The sequence below is a fragment of the Shewanella sp. GutCb genome (assembly GCF_002836135.1).
GTDB lineage: Bacteria > Pseudomonadota > Gammaproteobacteria > Enterobacterales > Shewanellaceae > Shewanella.
On the sequence record NZ_PJBL01000015.1, the window covers coordinates 44,899 to 67,520 of the forward strand.

General features: G+C 43.9%; 14 protein-coding genes and 4 tRNA genes. 8 read left to right on the top strand and 10 right to left on the bottom strand.

Translation table 11 applies throughout. The features are described 5' to 3' along the window. The first annotated feature begins 273 nt into the window (after positions 1–273). The gene (locus CXF86_RS08420; protein WP_101089407.1) at positions 274–1,410 is read left to right on the top strand and encodes a pyridoxal-phosphate-dependent aminotransferase family protein; all 1,137 of its coding nucleotides are present in this window, start codon (positions 274–276) and stop codon (positions 1,408–1,410) included. Positions 1,411–1,623: 213 nt separating this feature from the next. Here CXF86_RS08420 and CXF86_RS08425 read toward each other — a convergent pair whose 3' ends face one another. Continuing rightward, positions 1,624–3,213 (bottom strand): methyl-accepting chemotaxis protein, encoded by a 1,590-nt coding sequence (locus CXF86_RS08425; protein WP_232775174.1) that lies wholly within the window; start codon positions 3,211–3,213, stop codon positions 1,624–1,626. 656 nt (positions 3,214–3,869) lie between these two features. Here CXF86_RS08425 and CXF86_RS08430 point away from each other — a divergent pair. After that, positions 3,870–4,346: an energy transducer TonB gene (locus CXF86_RS08430; protein ID WP_180961034.1), complete on the top strand. Its 477-nt coding sequence runs from the start codon at positions 3,870–3,872 to the stop codon at positions 4,344–4,346. Between the two features lie 275 nt (positions 4,347–4,621). On the opposite strand, the gene CXF86_RS08435 is transcribed toward CXF86_RS08430, so the two are convergent. From CXF86_RS08435 to CXF86_RS08445, 3 genes are all read right to left on the bottom strand, one after another. Further along, positions 4,622–5,980, bottom strand: a complete 1,359-nt coding sequence (locus CXF86_RS08435; RefSeq protein WP_102038780.1) for a sodium-dependent transporter — start codon at positions 5,978–5,980, stop codon at positions 4,622–4,624. A 287-nt stretch (positions 5,981–6,267) separates the two neighbouring features. Next, positions 6,268–6,753, bottom strand: coding sequence for an Lrp/AsnC family transcriptional regulator (locus CXF86_RS08440; protein ID WP_101089403.1), 486 nt, complete (start codon positions 6,751–6,753; stop codon positions 6,268–6,270). An 82-nt stretch (positions 6,754–6,835) separates the two neighbouring features. After that, positions 6,836–7,618 (bottom strand): phosphatase PAP2 family protein, encoded by a 783-nt coding sequence (locus CXF86_RS08445; protein ID WP_232775173.1) that lies wholly within the window; start codon positions 7,616–7,618, stop codon positions 6,836–6,838. 239 nt (positions 7,619–7,857) lie between these two features. On the opposite strand from CXF86_RS08445, the gene CXF86_RS08450 reads away from it, so the two are divergent. Then, on the top strand, positions 7,858–8,703 hold the full coding sequence (locus CXF86_RS08450) for a DUF417 family protein (protein WP_102038781.1): 846 nt from the start codon (positions 7,858–7,860) through the stop codon (positions 8,701–8,703). Positions 8,704–8,788: 85 nt separating this feature from the next. On the opposite strand, the gene CXF86_RS08455 is transcribed toward CXF86_RS08450, so the two are convergent. The 4 genes from CXF86_RS08455 to CXF86_RS08470 all read right to left on the bottom strand — a co-directional run bounded on the left by CXF86_RS08455 (position 8,789) and on the right by CXF86_RS08470 (position 14,025). Continuing rightward, entirely contained in the window at positions 8,789–9,043 is a 255-nt protein-coding gene (locus CXF86_RS08455; RefSeq protein ID WP_101089400.1) for a ubiquinone biosynthesis accessory factor UbiK, read from the bottom strand. A gap of 173 nt (positions 9,044–9,216) precedes the next feature. After that, entirely contained in the window at positions 9,217–12,297 is a 3,081-nt protein-coding gene (locus tag CXF86_RS08460) for a multidrug efflux RND transporter permease subunit (RefSeq protein ID WP_101089399.1), read from the bottom strand. A gap of 15 nt (positions 12,298–12,312) precedes the next feature. Next, positions 12,313–13,431: an efflux RND transporter periplasmic adaptor subunit gene (locus CXF86_RS08465; RefSeq protein WP_101089398.1), complete on the bottom strand. Its 1,119-nt coding sequence runs from the start codon at positions 13,429–13,431 to the stop codon at positions 12,313–12,315. Positions 13,432–13,446: 15 nt separating this feature from the next. Further along, on the bottom strand, positions 13,447–14,025 hold the full coding sequence (locus CXF86_RS08470) for a TetR/AcrR family transcriptional regulator (protein WP_257985318.1): 579 nt from the start codon (positions 14,023–14,025) through the stop codon (positions 13,447–13,449). A 403-nt stretch (positions 14,026–14,428) separates the two neighbouring features. Between CXF86_RS08470 and rep the strand changes: the two genes are divergently transcribed. Then, entirely contained in the window at positions 14,429–16,441 is a 2,013-nt protein-coding gene (gene rep, locus CXF86_RS08475; RefSeq protein ID WP_101089397.1) for a DNA helicase Rep, read from the top strand. 43 nt (positions 16,442–16,484) lie between these two features. On the opposite strand, the gene CXF86_RS08480 is transcribed toward rep, so the two are convergent. Continuing rightward, entirely contained in the window at positions 16,485–19,106 is a 2,622-nt protein-coding gene (locus tag CXF86_RS08480) for a bifunctional diguanylate cyclase/phosphodiesterase (RefSeq protein ID WP_102038782.1), read from the bottom strand. 216 nt (positions 19,107–19,322) lie between these two features. Here CXF86_RS08480 and CXF86_RS08485 point away from each other — a divergent pair. The 4 genes from CXF86_RS08485 (at position 19,323) to CXF86_RS08500 (ending at position 19,964) form a co-directional block, all read left to right on the top strand. Beyond that, a tRNA-Arg gene (locus tag CXF86_RS08485) sits at positions 19,323–19,399 on the top strand. Between the two features lie 39 nt (positions 19,400–19,438). Next, positions 19,439–19,514 (top strand) — tRNA-His (locus CXF86_RS08490). Positions 19,515–19,636: 122 nt separating this feature from the next. Continuing rightward, positions 19,637–19,713: transfer RNA gene (locus CXF86_RS08495), tRNA-Pro, on the top strand. Positions 19,714–19,887: 174 nt separating this feature from the next. After that, positions 19,888–19,964 (top strand) — tRNA-Pro (locus tag CXF86_RS08500). 731 nt (positions 19,965–20,695) lie between these two features. On the opposite strand, the gene CXF86_RS08505 is transcribed toward CXF86_RS08500, so the two are convergent. Then, a complete protein-coding gene (locus tag CXF86_RS08505) occupies positions 20,696–22,618 on the bottom strand; it encodes a bifunctional diguanylate cyclase/phosphodiesterase (protein WP_101089395.1) in 1,923 nt (640 codons plus the stop codon). Between the last annotated feature and the right edge of the window lie 4 nt (positions 22,619–22,622).

Genomic DNA, 22,622 nt, shown 5'->3' on the forward strand with positions numbered 1-22,622 from the left:
GTGGTTGAAATTATCATTTTCGACTGAAGATAATGACCATAACTGAACCTTCTCAAAATGCAGAATTTAGCATTTTGAAGTGGTTTCTTAAAAAAAGGACGCGAAAGCGTCCTTTTTTTATAAAACTCTCGCAGACTTATAGAGTTAAGTCTCGTTTTGTAATATGGTCTTAAAGAAAATAATAATAATAACTGCGGTCAGCGCAGGGCTTTTGTTTAGGCAAGGCAGTTCAATCTTAACCACACCAACGTACTTTGTTTCTAAGGAAATATAATGTTAATAGCACCCTATACTGAAACGTTTAATCCACCGCGCAGAGTGCTGATGGGACCCGGGCCTTCAGACGTTTATCCAGAAGTCTTGGCTGCACAAGCTAAACCCACTATTGGTCATCTTGATCCCTTATTCATTGGCATGATGGATGAGTTAAAGGCGCTGATCCAATATGCATTTCAAACTACCAATGAGATGACGCTAGCGGTGTCAGCACCTGGCAGCGCAGGCATGGAAACCTGTTTTGTTAATCTGCTTGAGCGCGGTGAAAAAGTGATTGTTTGTCGTAATGGTGTATTTGGTGAGCGTATGCGCCAAAACGTCGAGCGCTGCGGTGGCGTTGCGGTAATGGTTGATAATGAATGGGGCGAAGCGGTCTCAGTTGATGACGTTGCTAGCGCACTTGCGGCCAATCCTGATGCTAAGTTTCTTGCTTTTGTACACGCAGAAACCTCAACTGGCGCCTTGTCTGACGCTAAAGCTTTATGTGCTTTGGCAAAACAACATGATTGTTTATCGATTGTTGATGCGGTGACGTCTCTCGGTGGCGTTGAGCTTCGGGTCGATGAATGGGGCATTGATGCTATCTATTCAGGTAGCCAAAAGTGTCTATCCTGTGTACCTGGTTTGTCACCGGTGTCATTTTCTCCTGCTGCAGTTGAGAAAATGAAAGCCCGTACGACGCCTGTACAGAGTTGGTTTCTCGATCAAACCTTGGTAATGGGCTATTGGACCGGTGAAAGTGGCGGGAAACGCAGCTATCACCATACGGCACCTGTTAATGCACTGTATGCATTACATGAGTCATTGCGTCTGTTGTCGCTTGAAGGGTTGGAGCAAGCGTGGCAAAGACACGCTGATATGCATCAAGTGTTGCGCCATGGTTTGCAGCGATTAGGCCTTAAGTTTGTGGTTGCTGAAGCGGTTCGATTACCTCAGCTTAATGCGGTCTATATTCCTGAAGGAATAGATGACGCTAAAATACGCAAGCAGCTATTGGAAAACTATAACCTAGAGATAGGGGCTGGGCTTGGCACTTTGGCAGGCAAAGCTTGGCGCATTGGTTTAATGGGCTATGCTGCCCGTCGTGAAAATGTCGCGCTATGTATCAAGGCACTTGAAGAGGTGCTGGCGTAACTCGCGAACTTTTTAGGTTTTCGAGTTAACGATGTCATCATCGTAGCGCTTATCAATAGTGTTTAATTAAGGCCAGCCACATTAGTGACTGGCCTTTTTATAGGTAGATGTTTTTATTCAATGTTGAGAAAAAACCACCCGTTCAATATGGATGAAGGCTTCAATACTTGTCTCTGAATCAAGGTGTGGTAATAAGTACCGACTTCTTCTTTGTTAGTGATCAAACTGTACTACCAACTCCAATAGCCTACCACTTTGCGCCGTAACCTCTTTGCTGCAGCTTGCTGCATGTTCACAATTTTTTATGAACATATTCGTGCTCGATTTAAGATCCATCGCATTAGCGTAAACTTGATTAATGACAGTTGATTGCTCTTCAGCACAAACTGCTATCTGTTCGCCGTTGGCTTCCATCAGATGCAGACCATCGCTAACAGATTGCAAGCTGTCAGATAATATCTGATTTGATTCAACACTTTTTTCAGTCAACTCGTGACTCTGTTCCATTTGACTGACAGCTTGTGCCGTTGTCTTGCTTAGTGTATCGATGATTGACTGGATCTCATGGGCGGATGTTTGAGAGTGATTAGCCAAGCTTCTAACCTCATCGGCAACTACCGCAAAACCCCGTCCAGCTTCACCCGCGCGTGCTGCTTCAATTGCCGCATTGAGTGCCAGCAGGTTTGTCTGCTGGGCTAGGCTATCAATCACTTCCAATACCGACTTTACTTTTACACACTGTAATTCGAGCTCTGAAATTGACTGATGTGACTCCGACAACAACCCAGTGATCTCAGAGGTGGTTGTTTGGCTTGTCTTCAATGCTGATTGAGTGGTTTCGATCTTTTCAACCAAAGTTGAAATTTCATCGGCGGAGCTGGTGGTACTCTTTGCTATGTCGGTTACTGCTTCATTCATCTGCCCAATGGCGACAACAACCTGCTCAAGATTTGATGATTGCTCAACTAGATGAATTTGATTGGAATTATTCTGTTTATCATGTTCCACCATACTCTCTTGTAACTCTTCAGAGCTGTTCTTAACTCGGCCTAAAATGGCTAGGCTCTCCGCTCTTTGCATTCTTAAGCTTAATTCAATGTGGGATAATTCATCTTGATATCCAGTATAAATGACCTGATTTAGCGCGCAGTCATGAACCTTTTTACTCATGGTCATCAGATGATTAAGCCGTGTGTTTAACCGTCTTAATGGTAGAAAGAAACTGAATAGACCAACAGCGCCTAACCCCAGACTAACGGGTATAGATGATATTGTGGCTAAGTAGATCATCAACAATGAGATAGCCCAACTAAGACCTAAAGATTGAACAATAGAGAGACGATTTTTAGGTTTAATTTTTTTACCACTATTAATGGCGTCGTAACAGGCTTGAGCTCTCGCCTTTAGTGATGGCTCTAGTTTAGTTCTTACAGATTGGTATTCGGTGACTTTTCCCTGATGTCTTATCGGCGTGACAAAAGCATTCACCCAATAATAGCTGCCATCTTTGCACTTATTTTTGACCAGCCCCATCCAAGAACGACCACCTTGAACTGTTTGCCAGAGATCTTTAAATGCTGCTTTGGGCATATCAGAATGTCTAATAATATTATGAGGTTTACCGACCAGCTCAGACTTTTCATAACCACATGTTTGTAAGAAGTCCTTGTTCACATGAGTGATGTAACCATTAAGATCGGTGGTAGATAGAATTTTATAACTATCTGGGTAGGTTACTTCTTTTGATTGTCGCTGATTCTGATTTTCCATAATATTTTTGTCTAAAATTATCTGAGTTTCCACATTGCAGCACCATAGAACATCTTGTTTATTAAAAAATAATTATTAGTAACTTATCAGACTCACCTTTATTGTTTTTTTGAGTCTTGTGATGATGTTCTCAATTATTAATACCATGTAAAGGGATGGGTAAAGTATTAACTAATTGGGTTGCTTATGGTTACATAGGTTTTAATTTGTAACTCACCCCCACTGCTGAAAAGTGGGTCGAGATTGTAGCTTCTTCCTTTATCTTCATTGATGGAGGTTAGATTGACTTGCAGTAAGGCTCAGTTATATCTGCACATGCGTAGGCCATTGGAGCCATAATTGTTAGGATGTAATGTTGCGCTTTACTAAAGTTCTTGTCCCCGCCTTGATTTTATAATAATTAATCCCTCAGCACCGCGGTGAAATCACCTGAAAGCGAACATGTCCAACGGGGAAGATAAGGTTTGTTAATTCGGACTCCTAGATGGAGATGAGTGTTTAATGGCAGCTGAAGAGTTGTTGCGTACTGACTAATAGACTTCGTAAAGATATTTTTATTTACGGTTATCGTGATAAATTTATTTTGCAACAATTACTTAACAGTGATATTTTGATACGTCAATCTAGCAGCCAAGGACGTTATCATGCTGCTATTGAATAAGCGGTTAGGAATACAAAAGGAGTTTGGCATGAATCGATATATTTCAGGAATAGTAGGGATACTTGTTTTAGCCGGTTGTAAGACGGCACCCACAGAGCAGTATCAACATGTACAGTTAATTGAAGCTGAATTGGTCTCAACAAAATGGGAAAGCCTAGAACGTTTTTCTCCTCAATACCCCATTGAAACTGCTAGAGAAGGAAAAGAGGGCTGCGCTTCAATAGAGTATGTCATCACTCCAGATTACGAAATTAGAGATATAAAAGTAATCGCATCCAATAGTAAGTACTTTGCTAAACAAGCAAAATTAAGTATAAAACAATGGAAGTGGTCTGAATTATCGAAAGGTATTATACAAGAGCCGATTAAAACCAGTACTCAATTTCAGTTTTGCTTGGAGACTGGAGATGGTCATTGTGCAGAAAAAAGCTATTTTGAAAATAGTAAGTGTAGTGGAGAAGATATTATTTATTCTATTGGTTATCGAGTCAGACGGCCGGGATAAACTTGTTCTTAAAAGCTAATTAATAAAAATAAAAATAAAAATAGTTTTTTCACTAAATTAATCGCTGCTTTAATAGCTGTAAAATGAAAATAGCATAAAAATAGCATAAAAATAGCGATATAAAATATTGTTGCAGTGACATGGTTAAGTTAGTGGTAGTAAAGCTTAATAGAAATCCCCACCTAAGTGGGGATTTTTCATGCTAACTCTGCATCGCTTTCGAGTAATAAGTCACTGAGTGAAAGACGGCTTAGTCATGGTTGGCTTAACAAGTGCTATTTAGTAAACAACTGCATGATAATGACGATAATCAACAGCGGGCAAACGAACTTGACATACACTGGCCATAGCTTCCAAAACAGGCTGTCAGCTTTTACTCCATCTTGCGCTGCAATGGTGCTAATCAACTTGTTACGGCTCCAAACCCAACCCAAGAAGATGGCGATGCCTAAGGCGATTAACGGCTGAGCTCGCTCGGTGGTTAAAGTGATCATCAATCCAAATAGGGTGTTGAAGTTAAACACCACCACCATAGATAACACAGCGATAAGGGCACCAACCAATAGCGTTGCTTTATCGCGGCCTAGTGATGTTTTCTCTACTATGTAGCTGGTGGGAACCTCAACAATAGAGATAGCAGAGGTGAGGCCTGCAATGGTCATCAACATGAAGAAAATAATGGCGAGTAGATACTGACTTACACCGCCTAATGTATCAAATAGCGCGGGTAATACGGTAAACACTAAGGTGTCTGAATTGAGCAAACTGCCATCTTCTGCGAATATCTGTACGCCGTTGTGCTGTGCAACGTACATGGCTGGGATCACCATTAATGCCGCTAAAAATGCAACACTGGTGTCGGTTAACGTGACATAAGCGGTTAGCTTGCCGAGATCCTCATTTTGGTTTAAATAGGCTCCGTAAACCATCATTGCACCGGTACCTATGGTGAGCGAGAAGAAGGTTTGTCCAAGGGCTCCAACCAGTACGTCGGCTTCAAATATTCGGCTAAAATCAGGTACGAGTAATACTTCAAGCCCTTGCATTGCACCCGGTTGCGTTAATATGTAAGCCACCCCGGCGACTAAAATAATCAATAACATTGGCATTAATCGTTTTGACCAGCGCTCGATCCCTTGCTGCACGCCTTGGCGAATAACCAAAATGACCATGGCGATAAAGACCAGCGTAAACACCAGATTGCGGGAAAGCGAAAAGTCCATTAACCAAGCCGATACCTGTGGCTGATTGGCCATTTGTGCCACTGGCGCGAGGGCGAAACTCACAAACCAACCTGACAATATGCTGTAAAAAGTACAGATGAGGGTGGCGGTAATAATGGAGATAAAACCGATAGTTTTACCTATCTTTTTAGCCATAGGATTGTTGGCGATTTTTGCCATGGCGTCTGCCGGGTTGGTTTGACCGTGGCGACCAATCATCAGCTCCGCAAGTAACATCGGGTAACCAAGCAGCAAGATCAAAATGAGATATACCAGTAAAAATGCGCCACCACCATGAGTTGCTGCCTGCGTAGGAAAACCCCAAATATTACCCACGCCAACAGCGCTGCCTGCAGCGGCCATGATAAAGCCAATTCTAGAGCTGAAATGCCCCTGTTTTACAGTGCTCATAAATGATCTCGAACCAATGAAAGAGCGCGCATGATAGAGTTTTAAATACGTAGGTCAACGCAATCAATAGGCGTTAATGTCGGTAATACAAGTAGAGTTAATCTTAATTTTGCATAAAACCAAGATTAAAGCCTTAAAACTCACAAATTGACGATTTTATTTTGCGTTGATGAGCGTTTACCGCCCTTGTGGCGCAATTTAATCATTTATTGGTTTATTAGAAAAGTGCGACCGAATCCACAGATTATAGTCGCAATAGGCAAGACTGGAGGCTGGTTTGCGCTAATTTAGTCAGCAGACTGAGGGAGCGGGATCTGTGTTTGGTTTTTGACCTGTTTAAGTACAAAGCTTGAGTGTACACCGGCAATCTTTTCATTGGTGGTGAGTTTATCGAGCAGAAAAACTTTAAAAGCGGACATGTCTTTAACCAATACTTTTAATTGGTAATCGGCATCACTACCCGTCAGTAAACAGCACTCTTGTACTTCGTCATAAGAGGCAACTTTGGCTTCAAATCCCTCTAAAGTCTCACTTGAATGCTTTTCGAGTCGCACATGAATATAAGCGGTCAGCGCTAAGTCAAAATGTGCAGGGCTAAGCAAGGTGGCATAGCCTGCAATATAACCCGCTTCTTCTAACGCTTTGACTCTGCGAGAACAAGGCGAAGGAGATAGACCGACTTTCTCAGCAAGTTCTTGGTTAGACAACTTTCCATGTTGCTGCACCAGTTTGAGGATATGCAGATCAATTTTGTCTAATTGAATGTCAGCCATTGGGGTTTCTCTTAAAAGTCAGATAACGTCTTAGGCAGCATACCCTTATTCTATTTAAGTTCAAGGTGTTGGAGCTTACCCCCTATTCGTTTGCTGATAGTTTCTGCACCCTATTCACTCTTATCAACAGTGTTTGTATCACTGCAATGCTGCTTAAAGCGATAATACCGCCAATGACGGTTGAGGCGAGAACATCTTGTGGCCAATGCATGCCGAGCCACATGCGGCTAAAGCCCATTGCAATCGCCCAACTAACGAGTGCTGTTGGCAATAGAGTTTGCCCTGCTAATAACAGGTAGAAACTAACCACTAGCGCCAAGGTGACGGCAAATAATGTGTGACCCGAGGGGAAAGAATAACCAACCTCGTGCTGCCAATGTCCTTTAATGGCAGAGCTTAAGTTAATATCGGTGCGAGCGACTTCCAGTTGTTCAACGGCAGTGCTAATCATCGCTCGTTTGTTTTTTTTGTTGTGTTGATAAAAGTCATCGGTATTGAGCAGTGATTCTTGAGCGAGTAGCGCAGCATAAGGTCTTGCTTCGGCAAAAAAGGGTTTTAAAAAATGATTAAGGCTTAGGGTGGCAGCCATGCTGATGGAAACGGCGAGTACTAGCTGTAAAAACTGAGGCTTAGCAAGACTGCGATAACAAGCGATAAGAATGACAATACCCGTGGCGATGCCATAGGGTGCAGTGCCAGTGCTGGTGATCCAATACAGTAATTGTGCAAAGTGAGTATCGAGCTCAATGCGCGGGAACATGGTGACTGAAAAAATATAAAGGCTCGCAGGGATAAGGATCAACATCGCCCAGCCTATGAGTAGGAGTTTGGAACTGGTTTTAGCGTCACGATGTAAAGGGTTCAATATGGGCCTCAGTGAGCAAGATGGTAGCTGTTGTCTGTTACCCAGAAGCACTCTGTGAAACTGGAGTGGGCTGGAGTTATATGGCATGGCAGATTAATGATTAACGGCAGGCTATGCTAGTTCAATTACATGAAGTGTAAATTAAACTTGTTTAACTGATATCAAAATGTGTGAAAGGCTTTTGCACCAGCGCGGGTCTATTGCTGGAATTAACTACTGAAAAAGATTGAGAGCCCTACATGCTAACTTCATTCAAATCATTGTCAGTTGCAAGCAGCGTAACAATATCCCGTTACTTGTTAGGCAGCTTTTTGTTGCTCACTGCCATAACTCGCTTTACCGCGGCCGATAGTCTGTACTTCACTAAGCAACTGCTTGAAATCAATCTCCCCACCATGCCTTGGTTAGCCGCTGTTTTAGGTATATTGCAATTAGTTGTCGTTGTTGCGCTTATGATGCCAACTCAGCGTTGGAGCCAGATCATGCTCTATGTTTATGCTGCATTAGCGACAGTGCCGTTATTCATGCTAGTGACTCATCCCGTTTGGATTGACGCGTTAGGGGGATTTCCAGCGATTGGCGCAGGGCAGGGACTGATTAAGTATTTGGGGATTTCAGCCGTTTCGTTATATCTGGCCTCATATTATGCCAACCATACAATAGTTAACAAAGTGGCGGTGAAACTGGTGCTTGCTGGCATTCTATTGGTGATGGTTTGGATCGGAGCGATGAAGTTTACCCAAATTGAAGCGGATGGTATTGAAGGGCTAATGAGCACGAGTCCGCTGTTTAGCTGGATCTACTCACTCTTTAGCGTGCTGCATGGATCTTACTTCATTGGTGTGGTCGAGTTACTCGCGGTGACGGGGATGCTGTTAGGGCGTTGGTCTGATAAGACTTATGTTTTTGGGCTTGGGATGGCGGCGTTAACGTTTGCTGCGACACAGACTTTTATTATTACGCTGCCAGCTGTGGAAATCAGCTTAGGTTTTCCCGTTTTGACTGGGAGTGGCCAGTTTATTGTTAAAGACTTAGTGTTACTGGCGGGGTGTCTAATTCTATTTGCACAGCGCAAGCCAAACTAAAATATGCTTATTTGAGAACAGGATAGCCATAATATAAAAAAGCACCCGCTTAAAGGGTGCTTTTTTGGGTCAAATAATATTGAGATTAGTCTTCAGCGTTCAGCTTAGCTTCTAGTGCATCCACTTGAGCTTGCAGTGCTTCTAGTTTTTCACGGGTTTTGATTAATACATGCTGCTGTACTTCAAACTCTTCACGCGAAACAACATCTAACTTCTGTAGCTGGTTTTGCAAAACTTGCTTACTGCGTTCTTCAAATTCGCCGGCAAACTGCTTTAGTCCACTGGGTAGACTTTCGCTAAGTTGCTTGGCAACTTCTTCGATTTTCTTTGGATTGATCATCTTTAATATCCGCTAGGGTGCCTGTTCAGTATGGCAGTGATTGTACCTTAGGAGATGGCGATTGCCAAAAGATTCACCATTTGCTGAGTGCCGTGTAGAGGCACTTCGGCAACAGATAAAAAAAAGGCCCACAACCATATCTCGTCGTGGGCCCTTATGCTGTCGGTTATGGATTACGACTCCGGTTGTAGCTCTTCATCAAATACTGGCAAAGGCTGGTGCTTTTCTGCCAAATAGGTATAGATAACGGGCAATACAAACAGGGTGAAAATAGTCCCGATGGCAAGGCCAGAGACAATAACCAGTCCAATATTGAAACGGGCAACTGCTCCTGCACCTACAGCAAAGAGCAATGGTATGAGTCCCGCTATCATTGCTGCTGTGGTCATTAAGATCGGACGCAATCTAATGGTGGCTGCGTGCTTAATAGCATCTACTCTACTTAAGCCGTTATGCAGTTGCTCCTCTTTGGCGACTTCACACATTAAAATACCGTGTTTGGTAATAAGGCCAACTAAGGTTATGAGCCCGACCTGGGTGTAGATATTCATCGAAGATAGCCCCATAACGTGGGTCCAGCCAAGTGCGATTAACGCGCCACTGATGGCTAATGGCACAGAAACCAAGATCACTAGCGGGTCTCTCAGGCTTTCGAACTGGCTAGCGAGAACCAAAAAGATAATCGCCAGTGCTAAAGCAAATGTCGCATATAGCGCTGAACCTTCGGTGACGTATTGACGGGCTTCGCCAAGGAAGTCGTAGCTATAACCTTTAGGTAAATCGTTATCACCAATGTTTTGCAGGAAGGCAATCGCATCACCAATAGCAACACCTGGGGTGGCTACGCCGCCAACCGTTACCGCATTCATTTGGTTGAAGTGCGGTAATGATCGCGGCTCTGAGATCATCTCAATGTCGACCAAGCTGGATAACGGAATAGAGCGCCCGTCGGCCGCGGTGACGTAATAACCTGCAAGTGATTCAGGGTTAGCACGATATTTTCGGTCAACTTGAGGGATAACCTCATATGAGCGCCCGTCGAGGTTGATACGGTTAACATAACCATCACTCATCATTGTGGTTAGCGTAATACCAATATCTTGCATGGTGATGCCATAAGCACCGGCTAAATCACGTTTGATGTGGATTTTCATGGTGCCTGAATCAAACTTAAGGTTAATTTCTGAGTAAACAAACAGTGGGCTTTGCTGCACTTTTTCAAGTACGCCACTACCAATTTGAAACAGACTCTCAAACGATGCTGAACTGGTGATCACAAATTGTATTGGCAAGCCACCAGAGGCACCAGGAAGCTCAGGCATTTGGAAGGTCGTAACCGCCATACCAGGAACCGTTTTAACTTCTTTCCCGAGTATTTTTTGCATCTCTTTCTGGCTTTTATCTCGCTCACTCCAAGGCACCAGCGGTGCGATACCAAATGCTTGGTTCGCATTTGGCACACCCACAAAGGCAAGTGATGCAGCCGCTTCTGGATGGGCAGTGATCATGTCTGTGACTATCGACATATTGGACTGAATATAATCCAAGTTAGCACTTGAAGGTGCTGTGCCCATCATCATCACAACGCTTTTGTCTTCGTTAGGAGCCAGCTCTGAGGGAATAAAGCTAAACATCACTGGTAAAGACGCAAACACAATTATGGCAAATGCGACGATTACCGGACGGTGATTAAGCACTGCACTTAACATGCGGCTGTAGCGGTTGGTGAGGCCATTAAGAAAACGCTCAACGCCACGCTCGAACCTATTCGGCTCAGAGTGGGCTTTGAGGATCTTAGAGCACATCATTGGCGATAACGTGAGTGCCACAATACCGGAGATAAATACCGCACCAGCAAGGGTGAGTGCAAACTCTTTAAACAGAGAGCCAGTTATTCCGCCCATTAACGCAATTGGTGCATACACTGCGGCTAACGTAATGGTCATTGAGATAACAGGGGCTGCTATTTCACGGGTACCTATTATCGCTGCTCTAAAGGGGGTTTCGCCAAGTTTGATATGCCGGTCGACATTCTCAACGACCACGATGGCGTCATCCACCACTAAGCCAATCGCCAGCACCATCGCCAGCAGTGTCATTAGGTTGAGTGTAAAGCCAAACATCAGCATGACGACGGCAACACCAATCAGTGACAACGGGATGGTGACTATTGGAATAATGACCGCCCTGAATGAGCCCAAGAAGAGGGTGATAACCACAATCACAATCAGTGCCGCTTCGCCAATCGTCTTGATCACTTCATTGATCGATTCATCAATCGCCAGTGACGAGTCATAAAGGATACGCGCCTTCATTGATACCGGCAGGTTACGGGTGATATCTGGCATCATCGCACGCGCATCAGCAGCCACAATCAGTGGGTTAGCTGTTGGGGTGACGTCTAAGCCAATAACAACCGCTTCTTGCCCATCGGCGAGTGCGCGGTAAACGTCATGGCTTTTTTCTAAGCTGACATCGGCAATATCACCAAGACGAATAACCAGGCCGTCCTGACTGCCGACCACCAGTTTTTCTAACTCGGAAACGGTGGCGACTTGGGTGTCTGCGGTGCCATTAAACAGGGTGAAAGTATTGTTTGCCTGACCCACTGCAGATTGATAGTTGTTAGCTTGTAGTACGTTCATTACGTCGGTCGACGATAGGCTAAAAGCCCCCATACGTGCTGGATCTAACCAAATGCGCATGGCGTACTTAATACCGCCATAAAGGTTGACTTTGGCGACACCATCAATGGTGAATAATTCTGGCTTTACCACGCGCTCAAGATAGTCGGTAATTTGGCTAGAGTTAATTTGCTCACTGTAAAATGAGATGTATAACACCGATGTCTGCGAGCCGGTAGACATGTCAACCGTTGGGTCTTCTGCTTCTTTAGGAAGCTGCGACCGTACTGAGTTAACTTTAGCGAGAATGTCTGCCAATGCCCCATTGGGGTCGGTGTTGAGTTTCATGTAAACGGTGATTTTTGAGCTACCCAGAAAACTGTCTGAGGTCATGAAATCAACGTTGTCAGCTTGAGCTAAAGCTTGCTCAAGCGGCTGGGTAATAAAGCCTTGTATCAAGTTTGAATCGGCACCGTAATAACTGGTGGTGACAGTGACCACGGTATTGGTCATTTCAGGGTACTCTCGAACCTGCATACTGTTTAGCGAATAAAAGCCAAGTAATAGGATTAGAAAGCTAATTGACGCAGCCAACACAGGTCTGCGGATAAATATATCAGTAAAGCGCATGACTCTGACCTCCGCTTATAGCTGTGGCAATGTGGCGGGAGGCGTTAATGCTTTATCCTCACTCACACTGATTTTGCTATTGTTACTCAAGCGAACTTGGCCTGAGGTGACGATCATATCGCCAGGCTTTATCTCGCCTGTCACTAACGCATTATGAATGCCACGTTCAACGACATTCACGTTGATCTGTTTAACGCGTTTAACTTGCTCGCCGTCTTCGACTTTGTCTTCAATGACATAAACTGAGTTGCCGTAAAGGGTAAAGCTGATGGCCGTTTGTGGTAGCACGATTTGCTCAACGAGTTCAGGCAACAGGATGTCGACTTTAGCAAACATTCCGCTACGCAATTTTGAATCGGTATTGGGAATTTGTGCCTGTACTTGAATCAAACCACTTTGGTAAAAAACAGCGGGTTCAATTGCCGATATTATGCCTTCAAAGGGTTCGGTCGGATAAGCGTCAACATAAACATGCACAGCTTGTCCTGTCGCGATATGCGGTAACTGCGTTTGTGGAATGGTGAAACGAATTTTCATGGTGCTGATATCTTCAAGACGCACAATTTTAGTGCCTGTTTGTAGGTACTCACCTAAATTGACGTTACGAATACCCACCAAGCCTCCAAAGGGAGCGCTGATTTCACGGCGGCCAATGGTGGCGCTTAAGCCTTCGCTATCAGCCACAAGTGCCAAGTATTTTGATTCACTGTTATCAAGGTCTTGTTTAGACACTGAGTTCTGTTGGTACAATTTGGTGAGTCGCTTAAAGTCTTCTCTCGCGGCAGGCAGCTGTACTTGCTTACTCTTAAGGTTGGCTTTCTCTACTTTAGAATCGAGCTCAATCAGCATTTGGCCTGTTTCAACACGGCTACCGTTTTCAAATTTAATTGCTGACACTACACCTGCAAGTTCATTGGCGATAGTGACCCCTTGATTGGGCTCCACAAAGCCAATGGCATTAATGGTCGACTGCCAAGTGTTTGATGCAACAGTGATAGCGGTCACTGGAGCGACTGGCTCGGGCATATTAGCAATAGCATCGGCAATTTTACCTTTTACAAACAGGTTAAATCCAATGACAGAACCAAATGCGAGTACGGCGATAATTAACATTACCAGGGTCCATTTTTTCATGTCCTGATAGCTCCTTTAATGAGTGGGTTTAATGGGGATTAGAATCGTTTTCCAGCATAGATCGCAAGCAAGTTCGATTTCATGGGGTTCATACTGGATCTGTCCACGACGAGTTGTTCGAGCGATGGCCATGGCAGGTTCCATAGAGAGCGCATATAAGGCGCGTGGGTGCAAAGGCTGCATAATGCCAGCGGCTTTGCCCTCATCAAAAAGTTGCTTTAGTGGTGCAAACAGGGTGATTTCGATATTGCGGATCTCTTCATTATTGATTTCAGGTAGATGAGCATACTGCTCATAGCTTAAATTTGTTGGAGTGCGCTGTTTACCAAAACTATGCATTTTTAACCATATACGTTTAAACCTTTGCTCTAATGTACCTAGCTGGTGGTCTTCTAATATAAAGGCTGCAACATGCGCTAGGACGTTCTTCCTAAGCTCTAAGATCAATTCGTTTTTGTCTTTAAAGTAGCGATAGATTGTGCCCGCCGCGACACCCGCTTCATTAGCCACTTGTTGCATTGACAGGCCTTGAATACCACTAGAAGCGATAATCTTCTCTGTCGCTCTTAAAATTAAGTCACGTTTGTTTGGCATAGTTGTTACCAGGGTATGAATGAACGTTCATTCACTAGTCTAGTGATCACACCGAGAATTGGCAAGAAATATAAAGCGTGCGGAAGACTCTTTACAAAATTGAACTACAAAAGGCAGATAATGTTCTATTAACTATAGTCTGTAAAATAGTGACGAGTATCGTCAGCTATAAGCGCGGCCCTTAGGGTTCGTTTCAATGCTTCTATTCTTTTCTGACTAGAATGCGTTACGAGCTTTTCGTTTAGCCCGCTAAGCATCATCGCTGAAGCTGTGTACTAAAATCATTATTTTTTACGGTAAAGAGTCAAACAAAAACTAAGCTCGGAAGATCTACAGCCCTTAGCTTTCTGCTATCATTCGTTTTCTAGTACCCCCTTTCATATACCTTGGTTGTTAAGTACAGATGAAGCTCAATCCCGGACAAAATGAAGCCGTCCACTATGTCAGTGGCCCTTGTTTAGTGCTTGCTGGTGCAGGTAGTGGCAAAACCAGAGTGATTATTAACAAGATTGGTTATCTGGTCGACAAGTGTGGCTATAAGGCCCGCAATATTGCCGCTGTGACCTTTACCAATAAGGCTGCGCGCGAGATGAAAGAGCGTGTCTCTAAGTCTATGGGGCGTAAAGAAGCTCGTGGTCTATGGATTTCGACGTTTCATACTCTAGGGTTAGAGATCATCAAGCGTGAGCATAAAGTGGTTGGGTTAAAGCCTGGATTCTCACTGTTTGATGATCAAGACACTTTATCTTTGCTGAAAGAGCTGACGCAAGACGAGTTAGATGAAGATAAAGATCTATTACGTTCGCTGGCGACCACTATTTCCAATTGGAAAGGGGATTTGGTTATTCCAGAGCAAGCCACCAAAATTGCTAAGGATGAGCAGCAACAGTTATTTGCGGTGCTTTACCATCGCTATGCTCAGCACATGAAAGCGTATAACGCGCTCGATTTCGATGATTTAATTCTGTTGCCTACTTTATTGCTTAGACAAAATGAAGAGGTGAGGACGCGCTGGCAGACTCGGTTTAAATATATGCTGGTGGATGAGTATCAAGACACTAACACTAGTCAATACGAGATGGTGAAGTTGCTCGTGGGTGAGCGGGCTCGTTTTACCGTGGTGGGTGACGACGATCAGTCAATCTACTCGTGGCGCGGGGCTAAACCGCAGAATCTGGTGTTGCTTGGCAAAGATTTCCCTAAATTAAAATTGATAAAACTGGAGCAAAATTACCGCTCTAGTCAGCGTATTTTACGTGCCGCAAACATACTGATCGCCAATAACCCGCATATTTATGAAAAAGCCCTGTTTAGCGAACTCGCTTATGGTGAGCCTATTCGGGTATTAATTGCGGCAAATGAGGAGCAAGAAGCCGAACGGGTTGTGGCGGAGATTATCCGACATAAGTTTGTTGGGCGCACCCAGTATGGTGCCTACGCTATTTTGTACCGTGGTAACCATCAGTCTCGTTTACTCGAGCGGGCACTAATGACCAACCGTATCCCTTATAAGCTTAGCGGCGGGACATCCTTTTTTGGTCGAGCTGAGATTAAAGACATCATGGCTTACCTGCGCTTGGTGGTGAATCCTGATGACGATAATGCCTTTTTACGGATTGTTAACCTGCCTAAACGAGGTATTGGCCCTGCCACATTAGAGCGTTTAGGTAACTTCTCTAACAAAAAACAGATCTCAATGTTTGCCGCCATTTTTGAGGCCGATCTGAACCATGAACTGCCTCCAGCGGCGATGGCTTCTTTGTACCAATTTGGCCGTTTTGTGGTTGAAACGGGAGAGGTCGCTTTGCGCGGCGAGCCCGTTGAAGCGGTAAAGCAGTTGATCAGAAAGATCAATTACGAAGACTACCTCTACGAAACCAGTACCAGCGCTAAAGCTGCCGAGATGCGCATGAAAAACATTTCGGAGCTGTACCGATGGGTTACTGAAATGCTTGAAGGTGACGATCTTGATGAGGGGATGACACTGCAGGAGGTGGTGGCTCGCTTAACGTTACGCGACATGATGGAGCGTAATAGCGAAGATGAAGGTGGAGACCAAGTGCAGTTGATGACCTTACATGCATCAAAAGGCTTGGAGTTCCCATTCGTATTTATGGTCGGCGCAGAAGAACGCATTTTGCCTCATCAAAGCAGTATTGATGAAGGTAATGTCGATGAAGAACGTCGCTTAGCCTACGTAGGGATCACGCGAGCACAAAGAGAGCTGTGGTTTGTGATCTGTCGTGAGCGCCGACAGTTTGGTGAAACGATACGTTGTGAACCCAGTCGTTTTTTGATGGAGTTACCACAAGATGACTTGATCTGGGAAAATCGTAAGCCAGTGCAAAGTGCAGAACAACTACAGCAAAAAGGTAAGAGCAATATTGCTAACCTGAGAGATATGTTTAAGAAGTAAATGTTTTATATTTTACCGCGCAGCAGATCCGCATTCTGCTGCGTTAAGCGCACACTTGGTTTTTTGCGCTATTAAGTTCAAATACTTTACCCAGCGCAATACCTTGGCCTTTCTTAAAGCCTATCTCTGATAACACTTGGCAGTGTGCTTTACTGCAAATTCCCACCGCGAATATTTCAAGCTCTAGCGCACGAGCGGCGCAGTAATAGGCTTTTATAAGCTTGAGGTACTGTTCACTTTCGAGGTGAGTTGCGTAGCTTGGATCTAGCTTTAATGACTGAATAGGTAAAAAGGTTAAGCTGCTTATAGCGCTATGAGCGCTGCCGTAAGCTTCTATCCCTAACTGCACGTTGAGACTGCTGAGTATTTCAAAAGCGTTAATGTGGTTATTGGTATTTTGTACGAAGGATTTCTCATTGAAAAAGAGTGTTAGTTTGCTCAGATCAAAGCCGCATTGCTTAATCTTATTCTTTAATGATCTCAGTGCATGCTTGTGATTTAAATGCTGGCTTGATATTGAAACCTGCAAATGGAAGTCGACGCCAAATTGCTGTTCTAATGTTTGAAACCCCTCATTAATGCCTGCTAGCAGGTAATTATCCAACTCTATAAGCAAATTGCAGTGCTCAGCGATGTTATTGAGCTGCAATTGCTTCACTTTGCCTAGTGTTGGATGATGCCAAAATAATCTTGGTTCAAATGCAATGACCCGCTCAGTGTCGAGTTCCATTATAGGTAAGTAGCTAAGTTGTAGCTCGCCTTTTTTAAGTGCCATCTTGAGTTCGTTTTCTAGCTCAAGTTCTTGGACTTGTTGCTTATTGTTACCGTGATCAAAGATCACGTAGCAACCTTTACCTTTTGATTTCGCTTGGTACATTGCGTTATCAGCGTTGCGCAGCACCGACTCACTCGTGTCTGAATTGCTTGAGCCGCTCATGGCGACTCCGATACTGGCACTGGAGTTGACTTGTTGGTTTGAAAGGGTAAAGGGGTGGGACAACTCAACTAATACACGCTCAGCGACATCTTCAGCATCTTTCTGGTTGCCAACGGAATCCAATAAGATAACAAACTCATCACCGCCTAAACGGGCTAGCATGTCGTTACTGCGAATGCAGAAGTGCAGGCGTTTGGCTGTTTCAATTAGAAAACGGTCGCCCTCTAGATGACCTAAAGTGTCGTTTAACAGCTTAAACCTATCCATGTCGATAAACAGCACTGCAAACTTGTCGAGAGTGTGGCGTCGAACATGTTTAATTGTTTGCGATAAACGCTCCATAAACATGGCGCGATTAGGTAACCCTGTGAGGTTATCGTGTTTGGCGTCATGTACCAGTTGTCGTTCAATGCGTTTACGCTGATGGATCTCTTGTTCAAGATCCTCATTTACACAAGCAAGTGCTTGAGTGCGCTCATGTACCTTCTCTTCTAATTGCTCGTAACTGAGTTGCAATGACTCTGACGAAAGTTTTTTCTCTATCGCTGTGGCGATATGCTGCGAGACAAAGGTAAGCAGCTCTAAGTCTTTTTCTTGGTAGTTTTGGCTATAGCTGTAACTGTAAATGGTGAGCGAACCACTGACTTTTCCGTGGATCAATAATGGTAAGCCTATCCACTGGTTTATCTCTTGGGTGTCATTGAGTTCAGGGGCTTCACAATAGAGCTCTCCTGATTGAATTAATGCATCAATGTCACTGCGCTCTAATAATCTAGGTTTATGGTTTAATAAAATATACTCAGTTAACCCGTCACTAACGGCTCTAGGCTTAGGAGAAGGTAGATCAAACTGTGAAACAAAGTAGGGGAAACTTAAAGTGTTTCGTTCTTCGTTAAGCAACGAGATAAAGCAATTATTGATTGGGATAAGGTGACTAATGACCCGATGAAGCTCTTCGTAAAACTCTAGGCTATCAATATTGGATGTTGCGAGGTCGGCAATCTCAAACAAAGACTGCTGCAATCGCTCGGCTCTTCGTCTTTCATAGACTTCAAGTTTCAACTTGTTGTAAGCAATGCTGAGCTCTTTGGTGCGAGTTTCGATAGCGAGCTCAAGTTGCTCTTGATATTGCAAACGTTCAACGACAGCAGAGATATGATGACTAATGAAATTCATCAGTTCTACTTCTATATCGCCATAGTGGATGTTGGAGTCATAGCTTTGCACCACAAGCACCCCAGTGGTGCACTCTGCGCTCCTAATTGGAACCCCTACCCACAGATGACAGTTGCTGCCTCTGGGGATAATAGCGTTAGAGTTGACGAGCTGTTGGTAAGTGTCGTTATTGCAAACCAGTGCTTGTTCGGTTTTAAGCACATAACCCGTTAAACCGCTATAAAGCATCTCGGATAGATCTTCGTCGGGGTAACAATCTTGTGGGTGTCGATCTTTTTCATCTGCAAAAAAGGGAATTTCAATTCTTCCCGTAACAGGATTTAGTGTCGCGATGAAGAAATTATCAGCAGCAATGAGCTTTTTGAGGGATTGATGCAAAGATGAGTAAAACTCTTCAGGTGTGCTGACACTGGCAGCTAAGTTGGAAATATCCAACAGAGCGTTTTGAGTGATCTCAGCGCGCTTGTATTTAAGAGCCAATACTTTTAAGCGTGCAATCCTTTTGTGCAATCTCACAGTTTCTGTCGACTGCAATGTTTCTTCCCTAAACATGCATTTCCGCCAAGCGCTATTTTTATTTTGATCATGATTTTAACTAATCTTTATAAATAACATGAAAAATGTTTATATCCAAAGCTTTATTTTTGTCCGATCGTGCTATAAAACCGTACAAACGACTCAAATCTTGAGCAAGCAGATGAAAAATGCAAATCAAGTGTAGACGGGGGGGTGTTTTATCCATATTATATGCGTCGCTAACAAGGCAAGGCACCCATAGCTCAGCTGGATAGAGCGCACCCCTCCGGAGGGTGAGGCCGAGGGTTCGAATCCTTCTGGGTGCACCAGATAGGAAACGGATGTTTTGTTAGTAGGAAATAGCAGTGGTGATTGTAGCTCAGTTGGTAGAGCCCCGGATTGTGATTCCGGTTGTCGTGGGTTCGAGCCCCATCAGTCACCCCATTTTTCCTCGTGTTGTTAGAATAGTTTTAAAAGTTCGGTGATTAGCGCAGCCCGGTAGAGTATCAGGCTTGTGATAAGAAGCGGAGCAGAGGGTGACCCTCTTTAAATATCTAATTTAGACTCGGTGATTAGCGCAGCCCGGTAGCGCATCTGGTTTGGGACCAGAGGGTCAGAGGTTCGAATCCTCTATCACCGACCACATTTAAAAGATAACGAGTTTACTCGATATTTAGTTAGACAAAAGATTTTCGGATTCTTAGTAAAATAAGAGCGCAGCCCGATAGCGCATCCTGATTTGAAGCAAGAGCGGACCAGAGAGTCAGAGGTTCGAATCCTGCTTTTTACAAGATACCGACCATCTTAAAAAAGTTTACGGTGATTAGCGCAGCCCGGTAGCGCATCTGGTTTGGGACCAGAGGGTCAGAGGTTCGAATCCTCTATCACCGACCACTTTCGAAAAGCCTCTTGAGAAATCAAGAGGCTTTTTTCGTTTTGATTTAAGCCCGGTTCGAATCCTCTCTTTTTATGAACCGCTGGCCGACGGCTTTACTAGAAAGCCCTTCGAGAAATCGAGGTGCTTTTTGTTGGTTACAATTAAAGGCTCGAATCCTACTTTTAACGACCGACCACTTTCGAAAAGCCTCCTGATAAATCAGGAGGCTTTTTTCGTTTTGATTAAAGCCAGGTTCGAATCCTCATTTTTTATGAACCGATAGCCGACCACTTTACTAGAAAACCCTTCGAGTAATCGAGGGGCTTTTTGTTGGTTACAATTAAAGGCTCGAATCCTACTTTTAACGACCGACCACTTTCGAAAAGCCTCTTGAGAAATCAGGAGGCTTTTTTCGTTTTGATTAAAGCCAGGTTCAAATCCTCATTTTTTATGAACCGATAGCCGACCACTTTACTAGAAAGCCCTTCGAGCAATTCAAGGGCTTTTTTTGTGTGTTGAATTTACTTGAATATTCCACTTCTGCTGTGTATTGATCGGAAAAACGATCATGTTCATCCAATCAATGCGCATGAGTTAAGGCTTAAGTGCAGCTGGATTGACAGCATACTCAATACATTTGGTATTTTGAGGAAAGCAATTTTAGAGTTTAAAGCGATTGAAATTTTACTGCAGACAAACAAAAGGCCTCTGTTGAGGCCTTAATCAATTTGGTTATGCGGGTGTCTCGCTATAGCTCAATGTCTATTGGTGGTGATACATAGCCCATATAAGCATTGGTCTTTAAGGGGACGAAACGTGCTAACTGCTGTTTCTCTTCTATGCCGGTGACGATAACCTCAATGTCTAGCCCTTTGGCTACATTGATTAAGGCACGGCAAAGCTCACTGCTATGCTCACTGTCATCATAATATGCAAATGATTGATCTAACTTAACATAGCTAGGTCTTAAGCTTTGTAAGTAGCGCATTGAGCCAAACTGGCGACCAAAATGATCGATACCAAAGTGTGCACCATTGTCTCTAATAACCGTACACAGAGCTTCACAAGCCTCTGGGCTGCTATATACCGCCGCTTCTGGTATATCAAAACATATACGTTCTCTCAACGCAGATGATCGCAGCAATTTATTGAGCCACTGATGGAACTCAATGTCATTGATACTTTCAAACGTTAGGTTGATAGCAATAGGTTCAAAATTACGGCCGAGTAAGTCTTTTGCACTAATAGTTTCGATTAAACATTTATCGAGTAAAGTGCCCAGCGATAATAGTTCAATATAAGGCATGAACTGACCCGCAAACACTTTTTTATCACCGATCTCTAGCTGACAATAAAGCTCTCTTTGTAGTACTGAATCATTGTCATTAAGTAATATAGGTTGCCACTTAAACTTAAACTTGCCACCGCTAATTGCGGTACTGAGGTGCTCTCGCCATTGCTCGCGAGTAAACAGTTGTTTCTCATTTGTCTCAAACCAATGGAATACTTTATTTTCCTGCAGTGATTTTTGCAGTGCATTGTCAGCCTGCGCCAAAATGTCGCTAACCGTCATTTGACCTATGCGTTCTGCAATCCCTAGTGCGAAGCCTTCATTTGGCTTACAACCGGCTTTAGACATTTCTTGGTTAATGGTGCGAATAAGGGTCTGCAAGTATTTACTGGTTTGATCATGCTCAGAGCTTGTGATCAGAAACGCAAACTCATAGGCGGCAATACGGGCGATGACGGATGTGGTCACGCCGTCTAAATGCTGCTTCATTTTTTCAGCTAACAGCTTGATGGTCTCATCTCTTACTTGGTAACCATATTTACTGTGGACCTCTTCAAGCCAGTCCATTTTAGCCATAATAAGCGCACCGTTCTTCGGCTCGCTTAACCAGCCATTCAACCTACCCATCATGTATTGACGATTGGGGAGGGTAGAGACTTGGTCAACTAGATTTTTCTTTCTCAGCTCGCCGACCTCCTCATCAAGAGAGGTAAAGATCTGTTTGAGCTGCTCAGACATGCTATTGAAGGCTTGAACGACTGATTTCAGCTCAAGGGTTCTAGGCACCACCATATCAGGGCCAAACTTTCTATTGGCTATCTCTTTAGCATGTTCCGCAATTTCATGTAATGGCTTCAAAATCCACGTAAGGCCAACACGGGCCAAAATAATTGCAATTAAAAAAAGTATGGAAAAAACAATGATTGCATTGGTCATTGTGCGCCACAGTTCATGGTAACCAAAACCTGGGTGGGCGGTGATCTCTAGTCTTGCTAGTTGGATCCATCCTGAAGTAATCGTGCTTTCTCGTCGAATTGTCTTGAAGAGGTCAAGGTCAATAAACCACTGCGGCACACCTTCAATAGCGACTGGATTTTGCCAAGCTTGCTGTTTGCCATCGACTAACCAAGTTAATTTGACCTCTTGGTAATAACCCCCTTCGAAGATGACATTGATTAAGGTTTCTGCACCGACAATATCGCCCGCTTCTAAATCGGGTACCAGCATGATACCGAGCGAATTGCTGGTATTGTTGAGGTCAGATTCCATTTGCTTGGTCAGAAAGCTCTGAGTTTCGGTAAACTGCACATACCCTAAACTCGCTACCACTAGCAAAAATAGAACAAACAGAAGTGTGTATATCTGTCGAAACAGTGTCATCTTG